This is a genomic window from Mycobacterium asiaticum, assembly GCF_001668675.1.
GTDB classification, from domain to species: domain Bacteria; phylum Actinomycetota; class Actinomycetes; order Mycobacteriales; family Mycobacteriaceae; genus Mycobacterium; species Mycobacterium asiaticum_D.
Map to the genome: position 1 here is coordinate 1 of NZ_LZKQ01000299.1, position 17,273 is coordinate 17,273.

Sequence of the window (17,273 nt, forward strand, 5' to 3'; positions counted from 1 at the left end):
GCGCCGCGCACACGGCGGTGGCCGCGCTCAAGCAGGCCGACGGTGGCCGCGCCGCCCTGGTCCTCAGCGACTGGCCCGCTCCCGCCGACCCGGCCCGGACCGCGGAGCTGCCTGGCGGGGCCGCCTGGGCGCTGGATTTGATCGATGCGCCGCCGCGACTGCGGGGTGCGATGGCGGCGATGCTGTCGGACGTCGCGGTTGTCGGCGATCTGGGGCAGGCGCTGGAACTGGTGGCGCGGCATCCCCGGCTTCGGGCGGTCACGCTGGACGGTGACCTGGTAGGCGCCGGGCGGGTGAACGGTGGGTCCGACCGCAAGGTCTCCACCTTAGAGGTCGCCTCCGAGATCGAGAAGGCCCGCGGTGAGCTGGCCGCCGCCGAGGCGCAGGTCGCTCAACTGAGCGCGGCGCTGTCCGGCGCATTGACCGAGCAGACCGCTCGGCAGGACGCGGCCGAGCAGGCCCTGGCCGCGCTCAACGAATCCGACACCGCCATTTCGGCGATGTACGAACAACTCGGACGGCTGGGGCAGGAGGCACGGGCGGCCGAGGACGAGTGGAGCCGGCTGCTGCAGCAGCGCGAGGAGCTGGAAGCCGGACGGGCGCGCACCCTCGAAGAGGTCGTCGAGCTGGAAACCCGGCTGCGCAACGCGCAGGAGACCGAGCACGTGCAGGCGGCCGAGCCCAACCTGGTCGAGGCCCGGCAGGAGATCGCCGCTGCCGCCGAGAGCGCGCGCAGTGCCGAGGTCGAGGCCCGGCTGACGTTGCGCACCGCCGAGGAGCGCGCCAACGCGGTGCGTGGCCGGGCGGACTCGCTGCGTCGCGCGGCGGCGGCCGAGCGCGAGGCGCGAGTGCGGGCCGAACAGGCGCACGCCGCTCGGCTGCGGGCGGCCGCGGTGGCCGCGGCGGTGGCCGAGTCCGGGCGGGTGCTGGCCGCTCGGCTGAACCGGGTGGTGGAAGCGGCCTCGCGGCTGCGCGACCAACTCGCCGCCGAACGGCAACAGCGCACGGCTGCCATGAACGCGGTGCGCGAGGAAGTGAACGCGCTGAGCGCACGGGTGGCCGCCCTCACCGATTCGCTGCATCGCGACGAGGTGGCCAACGCCCAGGCGGCGCTGCGGATCGAGCAGCTCGAGCAGATGGTGCTCGAGCAGTTCGGCATGGCGCCGACCGACCTGATCGCCGAATACGGCCCCGACGTCCCGCTGCCGCCCACCGACCTGGAGATGGCCGAGTTCGAGCAGGCCCGCGAACGCGGTGAGCAGGTGGTGGCGCCGGCCCCGATGCCGTTCGACCGGACCACCCAGGAGCGGCGCGCCAAACGCGCCGAACGCGAGCTGGCCGAACTCGGCCGGGTCAACCCGCTGGCCCTGGAGGAGTTTGCTGCGCTGGAGGAGCGGTACAACTTCCTGTCCACCCAGCTCGAAGACGTCAAGGGCGCCCGCAAGGATCTGCTGGACGTCGTCGCCGAGGTGGATGCCCGCATCCTGCAAGTGTTCAGCGAGGCTTTCGTCGACGTCGAGCGCGAGTTCCAGACGGTGTTCACCGCGCTGTTCCCCGGCGGGGAGGGCCGGCTGCGGCTGACCCAGCCCGACGACATGCTCGCCACGGGCATCGAGGTGGAGGCCCGCCCACCCGGCAAGAAGGTCACCAGGTTGTCTTTGCTCTCCGGGGGCGAGAAGGCGCTGACCGCGGTGGCCATGCTGGTGGCGATCTTCCGGGCCCGCCCGTCGCCGTTCTACATCATGGATGAGGTGGAGGCCGCCCTGGACGACGTCAACCTGCGTCGCCTGATCGGCCTGTTCGAGATGCTGCGCGACCAGTCGCAGCTGATCATCATCACCCACCAGAAGCCCACCATGGAGGTCGCCGACGCGCTCTACGGCGTGACCATGCAGGGTGATGGGATCACCGCGGTCATCTCGCAGCGGATCCGCGGTCAGCAGGTGGATCAGCTGGTCTCCAGCACCAATTAGTTCATTTGGTTCGTTCCGGGTTTCACCCCGAGATGCATTGGGAAGGGATAGTCAGCGTGTCCGAAGGTTTGTGGATTGCCATCGCGGTCGCCGCCGCCCTGATCATCATCGCGGCGTTGGTCGTCGGCCTGGTGCGCTACCGCAAGCGTCGGATCAGGCTGGCGCCGACGCCCAAACCGGACGCGATCGACCGGTCCGGCGGGTACACGGCGTCCTCGGGCATCACCTTCAGCAAGACACCGACCGCCGAACCGGTGCTCGACACCAGCGGGTTGCCCGCTGTCGGCGACGACGCGACGATCCCGCGCGATGCGCCGAAGCGCACGATTTCCGAGGTCCACCTGCCCGATCCGGAACTGGAAACGGTGCCGGAGACCGAACCCGAGATCGAGGCCGAGCCGGAACTCGAGATCGAAGTCGAGCCGGTACCCGAGATCGAGGCCGAGCCGGCACCCGAGGCGCCGCAGATCGAAGCCATCGAACCGACCGAAGGGCGGTTGGAGCGGCTGCGCGGGCGGCTTGCCCGGTCCCAGAACGCGCTGGGCCGCAGCATGCTGGGCCTGATCGGGGGCGGTGACCTCGACGAGGACTCCTGGCAGGACGTGGAGGACACGTTGCTGGTCGCCGACCTGGGTCCGGTGGTCACCGAGTCGGTGGTGTCGCAGCTGCGCGGCCGGCTGGCCAGCGGCAACGTGCGCAACGAGGCCGAGGCCCGGGCGGTGCTGCGCGAGGTGCTGATCAGGGAGTTGCAACCCGCCATGGACCGTTCGATCCGTGCGCTCCCGCACGCGGACCATCCGTCGGTCCTGCTGGTCGTCGGCGTCAATGGCACCGGCAAGACCACCACCGTCGGAAAGCTGGCCCGGGTGCTGGTGGCCGACGGCCGCCGCGTTGTGCTCGGCGCCGCCGACACTTTCCGGGCCGCCGCGGCCGACCAGCTGCAGACCTGGGCGTCGCGGGTGGGCGCGGAAGTGGTGCGCGGTGCCGAGGGCGCGGACCCGGCATCGGTGGCCTTCGACGCCGTGGACAAGGGCATCCAGTCCGGCGCCGACGTCGTCGTCATCGACACCGCCGGCCGGTTGCACACCAAGGTCGGGCTGATGGACGAGCTGGGGAAGGTCAAGCGGGTGGTGACCCGCCGGGCGGCTGTCGACGAGGTGCTGTTGGTGCTCGATGCGACGATCGGACAGAACGGGCTGGCTCAGGCGAAGGTGTTCGCAGAGGTCGTCGACATCACCGGCGCGGTGCTGACCAAGCTGGACGGAACGGCTAAGGGCGGCATCGTATTCCGGGTCCAGCAGGAACTGGGCGTGCCGGTGAAGCTGGTCGGGCTGGGCGAAGGAGCCGACGATCTGGCGCCCTTCGAACCGGCCGCGTTCGTGGACGCCCTGCTCGGCTGATCGGGACGGTGGCGACCCGCCGTGCCCGGCTTACGCCGCGCTTGCGATCGCCACTAGGCGGGACGGTGGCGACCCGCCGCGCCCGGCTTACGCCGCGCTTGCGATCGCCACTAGCAGCTATTACACAGCAACTTTTACGTTAATCCTGACGAAACATCGCTGCCCCATTCGCGCAACAACTTATGCGCATGGTTCTGGATCAGGTCGCCAGTCATTTATCTGGGGCCCTCCCAACGCTGACTGGAGGTGATAGCGAGTGAGTTTCCCAACCATGGGCCATCCCGATACCGGCGACACGGCCTGGATGTTGGCGAGTGCCGCGCTCGTGCTGTTGATGACGCCGGGCCTGGCGTTCTTCTACGGCGGCATGGTGCGTGCCAAGAGCGTCCTGAACATGATCATGATGAGCATCAGTTCGATGGGCGTCATAACGGTGCTCTGGGTGCTCTACGGCTACTCGATGGCATTCGGCAATGACACCGGAAATGTCGTCGGCAACCCGACCCAGTTCTGGGGCCTGAAAGGTCTCATCGGTGGCAATTACGTTGCTGCCGACCCGAGTAAGACCCCGCCGGTGGCCGAGACCACCATCCCGTTGGTTGGCACCTTGCCGGCCACCGTGTTCGTAGCCTTCCAGCTCATGTTCGCGATCATCACCGTCGCCCTGATCTCGGGTGCGGTAGCGGACCGGATGAAGTTCAGCGCCTGGTTGGTGTTCTCCGGGCTGTGGGCGACACTCGTCTACTTCCCCGTTGCCCACTGGGTGTTCGCGTTCGACGGCAGCGTCGCCGAGTCGGGCGGGTGGATCGCCAACAAGCTGAAAGCGGTCGACTTCGCGGGCGGCACGGCGGTCCACATAAACGCCGGTGTGGCGGGCTTGGTGCTGGCCATCGTCCTGGGCCGGCGCAAGGGCTGGCCGACGACGCTCTTCCGGCCACACAACCTGCCGTTCGTGATGCTCGGCGCCGGCCTGCTGTGGTTCGGCTGGTACGGGTTCAACGCCGGATCGGCCACCAGCGCCAATGGTGCCGCCGGTACGACGTTCGTCACCACCACCGTCGCCACGGCGGCCGCGATGCTGGCCTGGTTGCTCACCGAGCGCATCCGCGACGGCAAGGCCACCACCCTGGGTGCGGCCTCGGGCATCGTCGCCGGACTGGTTGCCATCACGCCGTCGTGTTCTTCGGTCAATGTGGTCGGGGCGCTGGCGATCGGCGCGGTGGCCGGCGCCCTGTGCGCCTTGGCGGTTGGGCTGAAGTTCAAGCTGGGCTTCGACGACTCGCTCGACGTGGTCGGCGTGCACCTGGTCGGTGGGCTGGTCGGGACACTGCTGGTCGGCCTGCTCGCCACGCCGGAGGCCCCGGCGGCCGTCTCGGGGCTGTTCTACGGCGGCGGTTGGGGCCAGCTGGGCAAACAGGCCATCGGAGCGTTTGCTGTGTTGACCTACTCCGCTGTTGGCACCTTGATCATTGCCCTTATCCTGAAGTACACCATCGGACTGCGTCTCGGGGCTGAGCAGGAGGCCGCGGGCGTCGACGAGTCGGAGCACGCCGAAAGCGGCTACGACTTTGCGGTCGCCAGCGGTTCGGTGCTTCCTAGGGCCAGCCTGCCGGAAAGCAGCCTCAACGGCCTGGAAGACCGGCAGCGAGTGGGCGAGAAAGTGGAGGCGGAATAGATATGAAGCTGATCACCGCGATCGTTAAGCCGTTCACCCTCGACGACGTCAAGACCAGCCTCGAAGACGCAGGCGTCCTGGGCATGACGGTCAGCGAAATACAGGGGTACGGCCGGCAAAAGGGTCACACCGAGGTTTACCGCGGCGCTGAATACTCGGTGGACTTCGTGCCGAAGGTGCGGATCGAGGTCGTGGTCGACGACTCCATCGTCGACAAGGTCGTGGACAGCATCGTCCGAGCGGCACGGACCGGCAAGATCGGCGACGGCAAGGTTTGGGTCAGCCCGGTCGACACCATCGTGCGGGTGCGCACCGGAGAGCGCGGACCCGACGCATTATGACAATGGTTCGGCATTGCTGAACCGAGCAGGATGGGCCCCCCGGGTGTGAACCCGCACCCGGCGGACCCGTCCGAACTAGGAGAAGCAACAGAAAGCGCCTGTGCCGCAGTCGATTTGGCTGCCGCCAGGCGCGATCTGTTGTCAGATGGACATCGCGGCATGGCCCCCGCGGAGTTGCGGCAGGCCTGCCAGGAGTTGCACGAGTCCTGGTTGGTCGCCAAGGCCGCACAGATCGGGATCACCGAGGACAGCGGGTTCGCGATCGTCGGGGTCGGCGGGCTCGGGCGCCGCGAATTCCTGCCGTATTCCGACCTGGACCTGGTGCTGCTGCACGACGGCAAGCCTGCCGACCTGCTGGGGCCGGTCGCGGACAAACTGTGGTATCCGTTGTGGGACGCCAACATTCGGCTCGACCACAGTGTCCGCACGGTGGGTGAGGCGCTGGCCACCGCCGGGGCGGACATGACCGCCGCGCTGGGGATGCTGGAAGCGCGCCACATCGCCGGCGAACAGCGGCTCTCCGCCGAACTGATCGACGGCGTCAGACGCCAGTGGCGCAGCGGAATCCGTTCTCGCATGGACGAACTCGTGGAGATGACGCATGCCCGTTGGCTGCGGCTGGGCCGGATCGCGCACCGCGCCGAACCCGACCTGAAGTCGGGCCGCGGCGGCCTGCGCGATGTCCAGCTGCTCAACGCGCTGGCACTGGCGCAGCTGATCGACCGGCACGGCATGGCCCGCGCCGACTCGGCGGTCGGTTCGCTCGACGACGCGTACCTGACGTTGCTCGATGTGCGAACCGAGCTGCACCGGGTGTCACGTCGCGGCCGCGACCAGCTGCTGGCCCAATTCGCCGACGAGATCAGCGAGGCGCTGGGCGTCGGCGACCGGTTCGACCTGGCGCGGATGTTGTCCAGCGCGGGGCGCACCATCAGCTTCCACGCGGTCACCGGCCTGCGCACGGCCGCCAACGCGTTGCCCCGGCGCGGCATCTCGGCGCTGGTGCGCCGTCCCAAGCGGCGCCCGCTGGACGAGGGCGTCGTCGAGTATGCCGGCGAGATCGTGCTGGCCCGCGAGGCGCAGCCGCAGCACGATCCCGGCCTGGTGCTGCGGGTCGCTGCCGCGGCCGCCGACACCGGCGTGCCGATCGGCGCGGCGACCCTGAGCCGGCTGGCGGACAACGCGCCCCCGCTGCCGACGCCGTGGCCGCGCGAGGCACTCGACGACCTGCTGGTGGTGTTGCTGGCCGGGCCCACCGCCGTACCGACCATTGAGGCGCTGGACCGCACCGGCTTATGGGGCCAGCTGCTGCCCGAATGGGACGCGATCCGGGACCTGCCGCCGCGCGACGTGTCACACAAGTGGACGGTGGACCGCCACGTGGTGGAGTGCGCCGTGCACGCGGCGCCGCTGACCACCAACGTGGCCCGACCGGACCTGCTTGCGCTGGGAGCGCTGCTGCACGACATCGGCAAGGGCCGGGGCGCCGACCACAGCGTGCTGGGAGCCGACCTGGTGGTTCCGATCGGCGAGCGGTTGGGGCTGGCGCCGGCCGACATCGACACGCTGTCCAAGATGGTCCGCCACCACCTGCTGCTGCCGATCACCGCCACCCGCAGCGACCTCAATGACCCGGCCACCATCGAGGCGGTGTCGGAGGCGCTCGGTGGGGATCCGCAGCTGCTGGAGCTGATGCACGCGCTTTCGGAGGCCGACTCGAAGGCCACCGGCCCGGGGGTGTGGAGCGACTGGAAGGCATCCCTGGTCGATGACCTGGTGCGGCGCTGCCGGATGGCGATGGCGGGCGAGGAGCCGCCGCAAGCGGAACCGACTGCGCCGCACTATCTTTCATTGGCGGCACGGCAGGGCGTGCACGTCGAGATCAACCCCGGCTCCGGTGAGCGCCTGCATGCCGTCATGGTGGCCCCCGACGAACGCGGATTGGTGTCCAAGGCCGCGGCCGTGTTGGCGCTGAACTCACTGCGGGTCCATTCGGCCTCGGTCAACATCCACGAGGGCGTCGCGATCACCGAGTTCGTGGTGTCGCCGCTGTTCGGGTCGCCGCCGGCGGCCGATCTGCTGCGGCAGTCGTTCGTCGGTGCGTTGCGCGGTGACGTCGACGTCTTGGGCGCCTTGGAGAAGCGGGACAGCGATGCCGCCAGCGAAGCGACCGCGCGGGCCGGGGAGGTGCAGGTGGGCGTGCCGGTCACCCGCTCGACCGCCCCGCCGCGGATCCTGTGGCTGGACACCGACACAGCCGGCCAGCTGATTCTGGAAGTGCGTGCCATGGACCGCACGGGTCTGCTGGCGTTGCTGGCCCGCGCGCTCGAGCGCGCCGAGACCGACATCGTCTGGGCCAAGGTGAACACCTTCGGGTCGACGGCCGCCGACGTCTTCTGTGTGACGGTGCCGCCCGACACCGACGCGCGGTCCGCGGTGGAGAAGAACTTGTTGGCTGTGCTGGGTGCGCCGGCGGTCGTGATGGTCGACGAGCCCGTCGGCGACTAACTCGATTCGGAGTTCAGCTGGCGCACGGCCTCGATGCGAGCCTTGAGCTGATCCCGGGTCGCCGCCGCGATCGGTGGCCCGCCGCAGCGGCGGCGCAGCTCGTTGTGGATCCAGCCGTGCGGCTTGCCGGTGCGGTGATGGGCGACCGACACCAGCGAGTTGAGTTCGCGGCGCAACTCGCGCAGCTGCCCGTGCGTGGTGATCGGCATGGGCGGGCCGGACGCCGTCGCCGCGCGTTTCTGCAACTGCTCGTCCTGGCGCCGGTGCAGCAGCGCCCGCATCTGCTCGGCGTCGAGCAGCCCTGGAATGCCCAGGTAGTCGGCCTCTTCCTCGCTGCCGGCGGGGGCGGCCGTGCCGAACGAGGAGCCGTCGAAGATGACCTGATCCAGCTCGGCGTCCGCGCCCAGGGAGGTGAAGCCGTTCTCTTCGGTCTTCTCGTTCTGCGTCCGGATCGCCGGGTCGTCGTCGAGCGGATCGCCCTCGGACTCGCGGTGCGGTTTGCCCAGCACGTGATTGCGCTGCGCCTCCAGCTCGCTGGCCAGTTGCAGCAGGTTGGGCACCGACGGCAGGAAGATGCTGGCTGTCTCGCCGGGTCGTCGTGAGCGCACGAACCGGCCGATCGCCTGGGCGAAGAACAGGGGAGTGGAGGCGCTGGTCGCATAGATCCCCACCGACAGGCGGGGTACGTCCACGCCCTCGGACACCATGCGCACCGCGACCAGCCACCGGGTGTCGCTGGCCGCGAACTCGCTGATGCGGGCCGAGGACCCGGGGTCGTCGGAGAGCACGACGGTCGGCGTTTCCCCGGTCAGCTTCTTCAGGAGCGTGGCATAGGCGCGGGCGGCGGTCCGGTCGGACGCGATGATCATGCCGCCCGCGTCGGGCACATGCTCACGAAGCTGACGAAGCCGCAGGTCGGCGGCGGTGATGACGGCGGGCATCCACTCGCCGGCCGGGTCCAGGGCGGTGCGCCACGCCCGCGCGGTCTGTTCGGCCGACAACGGCTCGCCGAGCCGCGCCTCGTGCTCCTCGCCCGCGCTGTCGCGCCAGCGGGCGTGGCCTGAATAGGCCATGAACACGACCGGACGCACCACCCCGTCGGCCAGTGCCTCCGCGTAGCCGTAGGTGTGGTCGGCCTGCGAGCGCATCAGGCCCTCGCTGTCGGGCTCGTAGTTGACGAACGGGATGGGGCTGTCGTCGCTGCGGAACGGCGTCCCGGTCAGGGCGAGCCGACGGGTCGCGTCGCTGAACGCCTCCCGGATCGCGTCGCCCCAGGTCTTGGCGTCCCCGCCGTGATGGATCTCGTCGAAAATCACCAGCGTCTTGCGCTGCTCGGTCCGCACCCGGTGCAACGTCGGATGGGCGGCCACCTGGGCGTAGGTGACCACCACACCGTGGTAATCCGGCGAGGTCTGCGGGTTGGAGTTGGAGAACTTAGGGTCCAGCGCCAGGCCCTGACGTCCGGCGGCCTGCGCCCACTGGATCTTGAGGTGTTCGGTGGGGACGACGACGGTGAGTTGCTCGACGGCGCGGTGGGCAATCAGTTCACCCGCGATCCGCAGCGCGAACGCCGTCTTGCCCGACCCGGGTGTGGCGACGGCCAGGAAGTCGCGCGGCTCGGTGCCGAGGTATTTCACCAGCGCACGGCGCTGCCAACCGCGCAGCGGCCGGCTGCTATCGGCGGAACCGACCGGCTGCAGCGACAAAGATCCCCCCGAGTGGCTGGCTGGGCTGACGCGCCTGTCGATGCCGGGCGCGGCTGTAAAATCTAGCATGGCAACGCTTTTCGGCGTAGTTGCGACATGGCCGGGGCTGGCCGGCTCGGTTGCCGGCGCGAACGTGCGCGGAATGCCACGAACCTCGGCGTGTCGCTGTGCATGCGCGCACCCTCGCGGGGACGTGGTGGTGAGTCACGGCGCTCGGCGATCACCGATAGGCTGGCGGTCGTGTTTGAATCGCTCTCCGATCGCTTGACCGGTGCCCTTCAGGGGCTACGCGGCAAAGGCCGCCTCACCGACGCCGATATCGACGCCACCACCCGTGAGATCCGGCTCGCGCTGCTGGAAGCCGACGTTTCGCTGCCCGTCGTGCGGGCGTTCGTGCACCGGATCAAGGAACGCGCCCGCGGCGCGGAGGTGTCCGGCGCTCTGAACCCGGCGCAGCAGGTCGTCAAGATCGTCAATGAGGAGCTGATCGGCATCCTCGGCGGGGAGACCCGCGAACTCGCATACGCCAAGACCCCGCCGACCGTCATCATGCTCGCCGGCCTGCAGGGCTCCGGTAAGACGACGCTGGCCGGCAAGCTGGCCTTCCGCCTCAAGAATCAGGGTCACACGCCGCTGCTGGTGGCTTGCGACCTGCAGCGTCCGGCCGCCGTCAACCAGCTGCAGGTGGTCGGGCAGCGGGCCGGTGTGCCGGTGTTCGCGCCGCACCCCGGGGCGTCCCCCGAGTCCGGCCCGGGCGACCCGGTCGCGGTCGCCGCGGCGGGCATCGCCGAGGCCAAGGCCAAGCACCACGACTTCGTCATCGTCGACACCGCCGGCCGGCTGGGTATCGACGAGGAGCTGATGGCCCAGGCCGCCGCGATCCGCGAGGCGGTCAACCCCGACGAGGTGCTGTTCGTCCTGGACGCGATGATCGGTCAGGACGCCGTCGCCACCGCCCAGGCATTCGGGGACGGCGTCGGGTTCACCGGCGTCGTGCTGACCAAGCTGGACGGCGACGCCCGCGGTGGCGCCGCGCTGTCGGTCCGTGAAGTCACCGGGGTGCCAATCCTTTTCGCTTCCACCGGGGAGAAGTTCGAAGACTTCGACGTCTTCCATCCGGACCGGATGGCCAGTCGCATCCTGGGCATGGGCGACGTGCTGAGCCTGATCGAGCAGGCCGAACAGGTCTTCGACGCCCAGCAGGCGGAGGCGGCCGCCGCCAAGATCGGCACCGGAGAACTCACGCTGGAAGATTTCCTCGAGCAGATGCTCGCCGTGCGCAAGATGGGCCCGATCGGCAACCTGCTGGGCATGCTGCCCGGCGGCGCACAGATGAAGGACGCGCTGGCCGAGGTCGACGACAAGAGCCTCGACCGGCTGCAGGCCATCATCCGCGGAATGACGCCCGAAGAGCGGGCCGACCCGAAGATCATCAACGCCTCCCGGCGCCTGCGCATCGCCAACGGCTCGGGCGTCACCGTGTCCGAGGTCAATCAGCTGGTGGACCGCTTCTTCGAGGCCCGCAAGATGATGTCCTCGATGCTCGGCGGCATGGGGATACCGGGAATCGGGCGCAAGTCCGCGACACGAAAGTCCAAGAACGCGAAGGGCAAGAAGGGCAAGAAGGGCGGTCGCGGCCCGACGCCGCCCAAGGTGCGCAGTCCGTTCGGGCCCGGGGCGGGCATACCGGGCATGCCGGGCATGCCGGCCGGCTTCCCGGATCTGTCGCAGATGCCCGAGGGGCTCAACGAGTTGCCGCCCGGTCTGGCCGACTTCGACCTGTCCAAGCTGAAGTTCCCGGGCAAGAAGTAGTCCCGCCGTGCGGCTGCACGTGCGCGGTTCGGCTCTGCCGGGCGACGTTCCCACCGAACTGTGGATCGTCGACGGCCACCTCAGCACCGAACCGGTGTCCGGCGCCGACACCGTCTTCGAGGGCGGCTGGATTCTGCCGGGCCTGGTCGACGCGCATTGCCACGTCGGTCTCGGCGAACACGGCGCGGTAGAACTCGACGAGGCGATCACCCAGGCCGAGACCGAACGCGAGGCCGGGGCGTTGCTGCTGCGGGATTGCGGCTCACCGATCGACACCCGCAGCCTCGACGACCACCACGACCTGCCGCGGATCATCCGGGCTGGACGCCACCTGGCCAGACCCAAGCGCTACATCCCCGGCCTGCCGATCGACCTGGAAGACGAGTCTCAACTGCCGGCCGCGGTGGCCGAGCAGGCCCGCCGCGGTGACGGCTGGGTCAAGCTGGTCGGCGACTGGATCGACCGCAAGGTAGGTGACCTCGCGCCGCTGTGGTCCGACGACGTCCTGAAAGCCGCTATCGATGCCGCGCACGCCGAGGGCGCCCGGGTCACCGCGCACGTGTTCGGCGAGGATGCGCTGCCCGGATTGATCCGCGCCGGCATCGACTGCATCGAACATGGCACCGGCCTCACTGACGACACCATCGCGCTGATGGTCGAACACGGCACAGCGCTGGTGCCCACCCTGATCAATCTGGAGAATTTCCCCGGCATTGCCGATGCCGCGACCCGTTATCCGACGTACGCCGCGCACATGCGCGATCTCTACGACCGCGGGTACCGCCGGGTGGCGGCGGCGCGCGACGCCGGCGTGCTGGTATACGCCGGCACCGACGCCGGCGGCATGATCCGGCACGGCCGCATCGCCGACGAGGTGGACGCCCTGCGCGGGATCGGCATGAGCGCCGAGGAGGCGTTGGGTGCAGCGTGCTGGGACGCGCGGCGCTGGCTGGGCCGGCCCTGCCTCGACGACGGGGCATCGGCAGATCTGTTGTGCTACTCCCAGGACCCACGCCTGGGCCCCGGGGTGCTGACCCGGCCTGATCTGGTGATCTTGCGCGGCAACCCGTTTCGGCCCGGCTGACCAGGCAAGTATTCGCCCAGTGTTGGCCGCGCGCTGACCGCGTCTCGCGCCGCGGTGGTTAGTATCGCTGGATGGCGTTGGCCAGCGGTGCGGCCGTTGCCGGGTACACCGTGGTGCGGATGCTGAGTTCCTCCGCGACCGGTGAGCTTTACCTGGTGGAAAGGCCTGATGTGCGCGGGTGGCGCGCCCTGAAGGTGCTGCCGTCGACGTTGTCGGCGGACGGCGATTTCCGGCGCCGGTTCCATCAGGAGACCCAGGTCGCGGCGACCATGTACCACCCCAACATCGTTGAGGTGCACGATCGCGGCGAGTTCGAGGGTCAGCTGTGGATCGCGATGGACTACGTGGACGGCACCGACGCCGCGAAGCTGATGGCCAGTCGGTTCCCGGCGGTACTGCCGCTGGCCGAAGCGCTGGGCATGATCACCGCGGTGGCCGGCGGGCTGGATTTCGCCCACCAGCGCGGGTTGTTGCATCGGGACGTCCGGCCGGCCAACATCCTGCTGGCGACGACGGACGAACCGCGGATTCTGTTGACCGACTTCGGCTTGGCGCGTCCGCCGGCCGAATCGGCCTACGCCGCGCCGGAGGAGATTGCCGGTGCCGAACCCGACGGGCGCGCCGACCAATACGCGCTGGCCGCGACCGCGATGCACCTGTTCACCGGCGCGCCGCCGGCGGTCGGGACGCGCCTGCGCGATCTGCGTCCCGACCTGGACCGGCTGGACGGGGTGCTGGGCCGGGCGATGGCAGGCAATCCGTCCGACCGGTTCGGCAGCTGCCGCGAGTTCGCCGACGCGCTGGCCGAGCACGCCGGCGTCCCGGATCGCAGCCACGGGCCACACGAGGTAGCCCCGGTCATTGGGGTCACTGAGGTCGCCGAGGTCACTGAGGTCGCCGAGCAGCCCCTTCCCGAACCCGCCTACGTCGTCGACTATCCGGCTTATGGCTGGCCGCAACCGCCGCCACCCCCACCGCCGCCGGTGCCGCGACCGGCTACCGTTCCGCCGCCACGGCAAGCCACGATGTTGCAGTCCGCCGCCGGATCGCTCGCGCGACGGCTGAATGAGTTCTCCACCCGCCCCAAACCGCGGCGGGGGCCGCGGCGGATCCTGCTCGGTGCCGTCGCGGTGCTGCTGCTGGCCGGCCTGTTCGCCGCCGGAGTCTCGATCGGGCGCAAGACCATGACGTCGACTCAGGCGGGCAGCCCCGCCACGACGACGCCGGCGTCATCGAGAACCACGCCGAGCAGTACCCCCGCGGGCTCACCACTTCCGCTCGAGGGCATGTATGTGATCGAGGTGCAGCGCTCGAGGCAGACCTTCAACAACACCCCGACCCCGCAGCCGCCGGACGTCGCGACCTGGTGGGCGTTCCGGTCGTCGTGCACGCCCACGCGCTGCCTGGCCGCGGGGACCCTGCTCAGCGAGACCGACCACACCCAGGCGAAGTCTCCCGATGTGCACCCGCTGCTGCTCGAGTTCCAGGGCGGGCAATGGCGATCGCGGCCGGAAATCACAAAATTCCCGTGCATCGGTCCCAACGGCGTAGCCAGCACGCAGACCACCGTGCAGATGGTGGCACTGCGTCCGGAACCGGACGGCAACCTGGCCGGCGACATGACGGTGACCGTGAAGACCAACGAATGCAGCCAGCAGGGGGGAGTCATCCGCATTCCCACCAAGGCGACCCGGACGGGCGAGACGCCGCCCGGGGTGACCGTGCCGGACCCGGTGCGCGTTACGCCCAGTAGCGAACCGCCCACCGTCACACTCACCGGCCCGCCGACGACGACTACGCATCGGTGAGCTCTTTGCCGGGAAAGATTGCGAGTGATCGCTATCTATGTTAGCGTCGGGCCAACGCAACGACTTGGAGGAACTGTGACTTTCGACGTGATCATCCGCGACGGCCTGTGGTTCGACGGCACCGGCGCGGCGCCGCAGACGCGTAACTTGGGCATTCGCGACGGCGTGGTGGCCACCGTCTCGGCCAAGCCGCTGGACGAGACCGGTTGCCCCGAGGTGATCGACGCGGGCGGCAAGTGGGTCATGCCGGGCTTCCTCGACGTGCACACGCACTATGACGCCGAAATCCTGCTCGACCCCGGTCTGCGCGAGTCGGTGCGGCACGGGGTGACCACCCTGCTGCTGGGCAATTGCTCGTTGTCGACCGTCTACGCAAACTCCGAGGACGCCGCCGACCTGTTCAGTCGGGTCGAGGCGGTGCCGCGCGACTTCGTTCTCGGCGCGCTGGAACGCAACAAGACCTGGTCGACGCCCGCGGAGTACGTCGAGAAGCTCGACGCGCTGCCATTGGGGCCGAATGTCGGCTCGATGCTTGGTCATTCGGACTTGCGCACGGCGGTACTCGGCCTGGAGCGGGCGACCGACGGCGATGTCCGGCCCACCGATGCCGAGCTGGAGAAGATGGCGAAACTGCTCGACCAGGCGTTGGACGCCGGGATGCTGGGCATGTCCGGGATGGATGCACCGATCGACAAGCTCGACGGTGAGCGGTTCCGCTCCCGGGCGCTGCCGTCCACGTTCGCGACCTGGCGGGAACGGCGGCGGCTGATCAAGGTGCTGCGCAAGCGCGGCCGGATCCTACAGAGCGCCCCGAACGTCGACAGCCCGGTTTCGGCGCTGATGTTCTTCCTCACCAGCAGCCGAATACTGAACCGCCGCAAGGGCGTTCGGATGAGCCTGTTGGTGTCCGCGGACGCCAAGTCAATGCCGTTGGCGGTGCACACCTTTGGGCGCGGCGCTCGCCTGTTGAACAAGCTGCTGGCATCCAGCGTGCGGTTCCAGCACTTGCCGGTGCCGTTCACCCTGTACTCCGACGGGATCGACCTGCCGGTCTTCGAGGAGTTCGGCGCCGGCACGGCCGCCCTGCACCTGCGTGACGAACTCGAGCGCAACCAGCTGCTTGCCGACGAGTCCTACCGCCGGAAATTCCGCCGCGAGTTCGACCGCATCAAGCTGGGGCCGTCGCTGTGGCACCGCGACTTCCACGACGCGGTGATCGTGGAGTGCCCCGACAAGTCGTTGATCGGCAAGAGCTTTGGGGCGATTGCCGACGAGCGTGGGCTGCACCCGCTGGATGCGTTCCTCGACATCCTGGTGGACAACGGCGAACGCAACGTGCGCTGGACCACGACCGTCGCCAACCACCGGCCTAAGCAGCTGGACAAGCTGGCCGCCGACCCGGTTGTGCACATGGGCTTCTCCGACGCGGGCGCGCACCTGCGCAACATGGCCTTCTACAACTTCCCGCTGCGGCTGCTGAAGCGCACTCGCGACGCCCACCGGGCCGGCCGGCCGTTCCTGACGCTGGAGCGGGCGGTGTATCGGCTGACCGCCGAGGTGGCCGAGTGGTTCGGCATCGACGCCGGCACGCTGCGGGAAGGCGACCGTGCGGACTTCGTCGTGATCGACCCCACCCGCCTGGACGACTCGGTGGACGGCTACTACGAAGAAGCGGTGCCGTTCTACGGCGGCCTTCGCCGCATGGTGAACCGCAACGACGCGACCGTGGTCGCGACGGGTGTCGGCGGTGCGGTGGTCTTCCGCAACGGCGAGTTCTGCGAAGGCTACGGCGAAACGGTGAAGTCGGGCCGGTACCTGCGCGCAGGCGAGCGGCACGCGCAACGGGCCGGACGGGCCCTGAGCGCCACCGCGTAGCGATGGCCAGGACCCAGCAGCAGCGCCGCGAGGAGACGGTCGGCCGGCTCCTCGAGGCCTGCATCGACACCATCATCGAAGTCGGCTACGCACGCGCTTCGGCGGCGGTGATCACCAAACGCGCCGGGGTGTCGGTCGGGGCGCTGTTCCGGCACTTCGAAACCATGGGCGACTTCATGGCGGCCACGGCATCGGAGGTGTTGCGTCGCCAGTTGGAGACCTTCACCAAGCAGGTCGCTCAGATACCGGCCGACCGGCCGGCCCTGGAGGCGGCCCTGGCGATTCTGCGGGACATCACCAGCGGGCCCGCAAACGCCGTGCTTTATGAGTTGTTGATCGCCGCCCGCACCGATGAGAAGTTGAAAACGACGCTGCAGCACGAGCTTTGGCAGTACCGCGCGAAGATCTACGACGCCGCGCTGACCTTGCCCGGGACTGAGGACATCCCGCCGGACACGCTGCCGGTGCTGGCGGCGCTGTTGACCAATGTGTTCGACGGAGCCGCGGTGGTGGAGGGCGTGTTGCCCCAGCCCGAGATCGCCGAGCGCCGGATTCCGGTGCTGACCGCACTGCTGAATGCCAAGGCAGCCTCGCTGGGGGCTTCGAGCACTCATGCGTCGACGCCGTCCGGGCTGGACGGGCCCGATGGTCCGGGCGCATCGACCGCCCATGACCTCGCGGTGATCTTCCGTGCCGCGATGGCCAACCCGGTGTTCGCGGCGATCACAGCCAAGCCCTCGGCGACGTTTCCCGGCGGCCCCGGTGACGGCGGCGACGTGGTGATCACCAACCAGGACGAGCTGCTGCAGCGCTACCCCGGCGCGATCGGCGGCAAGACGGGCTTCACCAACGCCGCCCGCAAGACGTTCGTCGGTGCGGCGGCGCGCGGTGGCCGCCGGCTGGTGATCGCGATGATGTACGGGCTGGTCAAAGAGGGCGGGCCGACCTACTGGGACCAGGCCGCCAGCCTGTTCGACTGGGGCTTCGCGCTCAGTCCGCAAGCCAGCATCGGCTCGCTGTAGCTTTCCCTGCGCGAGCAGACGCGTAAGCCCCCCCCCCCCCCGGGGGGGGGGGGGGTTCCCGTCTGCTCG

At 69.3% G+C, this 17,273-nt stretch carries 10 protein-coding genes and 1 pseudogene; 10 read left to right on the plus strand and 1 reads right to left on the minus strand.

Annotated features, from left to right (window positions below):
- From A9X01_RS24735 to A9X01_RS24755, 5 genes are all read left to right on the plus strand, one after another.
- On the plus strand, positions 1-1,973 hold a 1,973-nt coding region (locus A9X01_RS24735; RefSeq protein ID WP_155772269.1), incomplete at its 5' end, for an AAA family ATPase.
- Between the two features lie 56 nt (positions 1,974-2,029).
- Positions 2,030-3,373 carry a signal recognition particle-docking protein FtsY gene (gene ftsY, locus A9X01_RS24740; RefSeq protein ID WP_065123251.1) on the plus strand — a complete coding sequence of 448 codons (1,344 nt, stop codon included), beginning with the start codon at positions 2,030-2,032 and terminating at the stop codon, positions 3,371-3,373.
- 271 nt (positions 3,374-3,644) lie between these two features.
- On the plus strand, positions 3,645-5,048 hold the full coding sequence (locus tag A9X01_RS24745) for an ammonium transporter (RefSeq protein WP_065123244.1): 1,404 nt from the start codon (positions 3,645-3,647) through the stop codon (positions 5,046-5,048).
- Between the two features lie 2 nt (positions 5,049-5,050).
- Complete coding sequence (gene glnB, locus A9X01_RS24750; protein ID WP_036354580.1) at positions 5,051-5,389, plus strand: nitrogen regulatory protein P-II; 339 nt, start codon at positions 5,051-5,053, stop codon at positions 5,387-5,389.
- 30 nt (positions 5,390-5,419) lie between these two features.
- Positions 5,420-7,897, plus strand: a complete 2,478-nt coding sequence (locus A9X01_RS24755; protein ID WP_081282620.1) for a [protein-PII] uridylyltransferase — start codon at positions 5,420-5,422, stop codon at positions 7,895-7,897.
- On the opposite strand, the gene A9X01_RS24760 is transcribed toward A9X01_RS24755, so the two are convergent.
- On the minus strand, positions 7,894-9,672 hold the full coding sequence (locus A9X01_RS24760; protein ID WP_081282621.1) for a DEAD/DEAH box helicase: 1,779 nt from the start codon (positions 9,670-9,672) through the stop codon (positions 7,894-7,896). The two genes, A9X01_RS24755 and A9X01_RS24760, sit on opposite strands and share 4 nt — an antisense overlap.
- 171 nt (positions 9,673-9,843) lie before the next feature.
- Between A9X01_RS24760 and ffh the strand changes: the two genes are divergently transcribed.
- From ffh to A9X01_RS31965, 5 genes and pseudogenes are all read left to right on the plus strand, one after another.
- Positions 9,844-11,415: a signal recognition particle protein gene (ffh, locus tag A9X01_RS24765; protein WP_065123252.1), complete on the plus strand. Its 1,572-nt coding sequence runs from the start codon at positions 9,844-9,846 to the stop codon at positions 11,413-11,415.
- Between the two features lie 7 nt (positions 11,416-11,422).
- Positions 11,423-12,499 (plus strand): metal-dependent hydrolase family protein, encoded by a 1,077-nt coding sequence (locus A9X01_RS24770; RefSeq protein WP_065123247.1) that lies wholly within the window; start codon positions 11,423-11,425, stop codon positions 12,497-12,499.
- A gap of 71 nt (positions 12,500-12,570) precedes the next feature.
- A complete protein-coding gene (locus tag A9X01_RS24775) occupies positions 12,571-14,307 on the plus strand; it encodes a serine/threonine-protein kinase (protein WP_065123248.1) in 1,737 nt (578 codons plus the stop codon).
- A 37-nt stretch (positions 14,308-14,344) separates the two neighbouring features.
- Positions 14,345-16,182, plus strand: a pseudogene (locus A9X01_RS24780) (N-acyl-D-amino-acid deacylase family protein).
- A 2-nt stretch (positions 16,183-16,184) separates the two neighbouring features.
- Positions 16,185-17,204 carry a TetR family transcriptional regulator gene (locus A9X01_RS31965; protein ID WP_065123250.1) on the plus strand — a complete coding sequence of 340 codons (1,020 nt, stop codon included), beginning with the start codon at positions 16,185-16,187 and terminating at the stop codon, positions 17,202-17,204.
- Positions 17,205-17,273 lie beyond the last annotated feature (69 nt).

Bases quoted from the DNA above. Each gene is read 5' to 3' on its own strand.
- A9X01_RS24775 (WP_065123248.1), top strand. From the start codon at position 12,571: ATGGCGTTGGCCAGCGGTGCGGCCGTTGCCGGGTACACCGTGGTGCGG.
- A9X01_RS31965 (WP_065123250.1), top strand. From the start codon at position 16,185: ATGGCCAGGACCCAGCAGCAGCGCCGCGAGGAGACGGTCGGCCGGCTC.
- A9X01_RS24760 (WP_081282621.1), bottom strand. From the start codon at position 9,672: ATGCTAGATTTTACAGCCGCGCCCGGCATCGACAGGCGCGTCAGCCCA.
- A9X01_RS24755 (WP_081282620.1), top strand. From the start codon at position 5,420: ATGGGCCCCCCGGGTGTGAACCCGCACCCGGCGGACCCGTCCGAACTA.
- glnB (WP_036354580.1), top strand. From the start codon at position 5,051: ATGAAGCTGATCACCGCGATCGTTAAGCCGTTCACCCTCGACGACGTC.
- A9X01_RS24745 (WP_065123244.1), top strand. From the start codon at position 3,645: ATGGGCCATCCCGATACCGGCGACACGGCCTGGATGTTGGCGAGTGCC.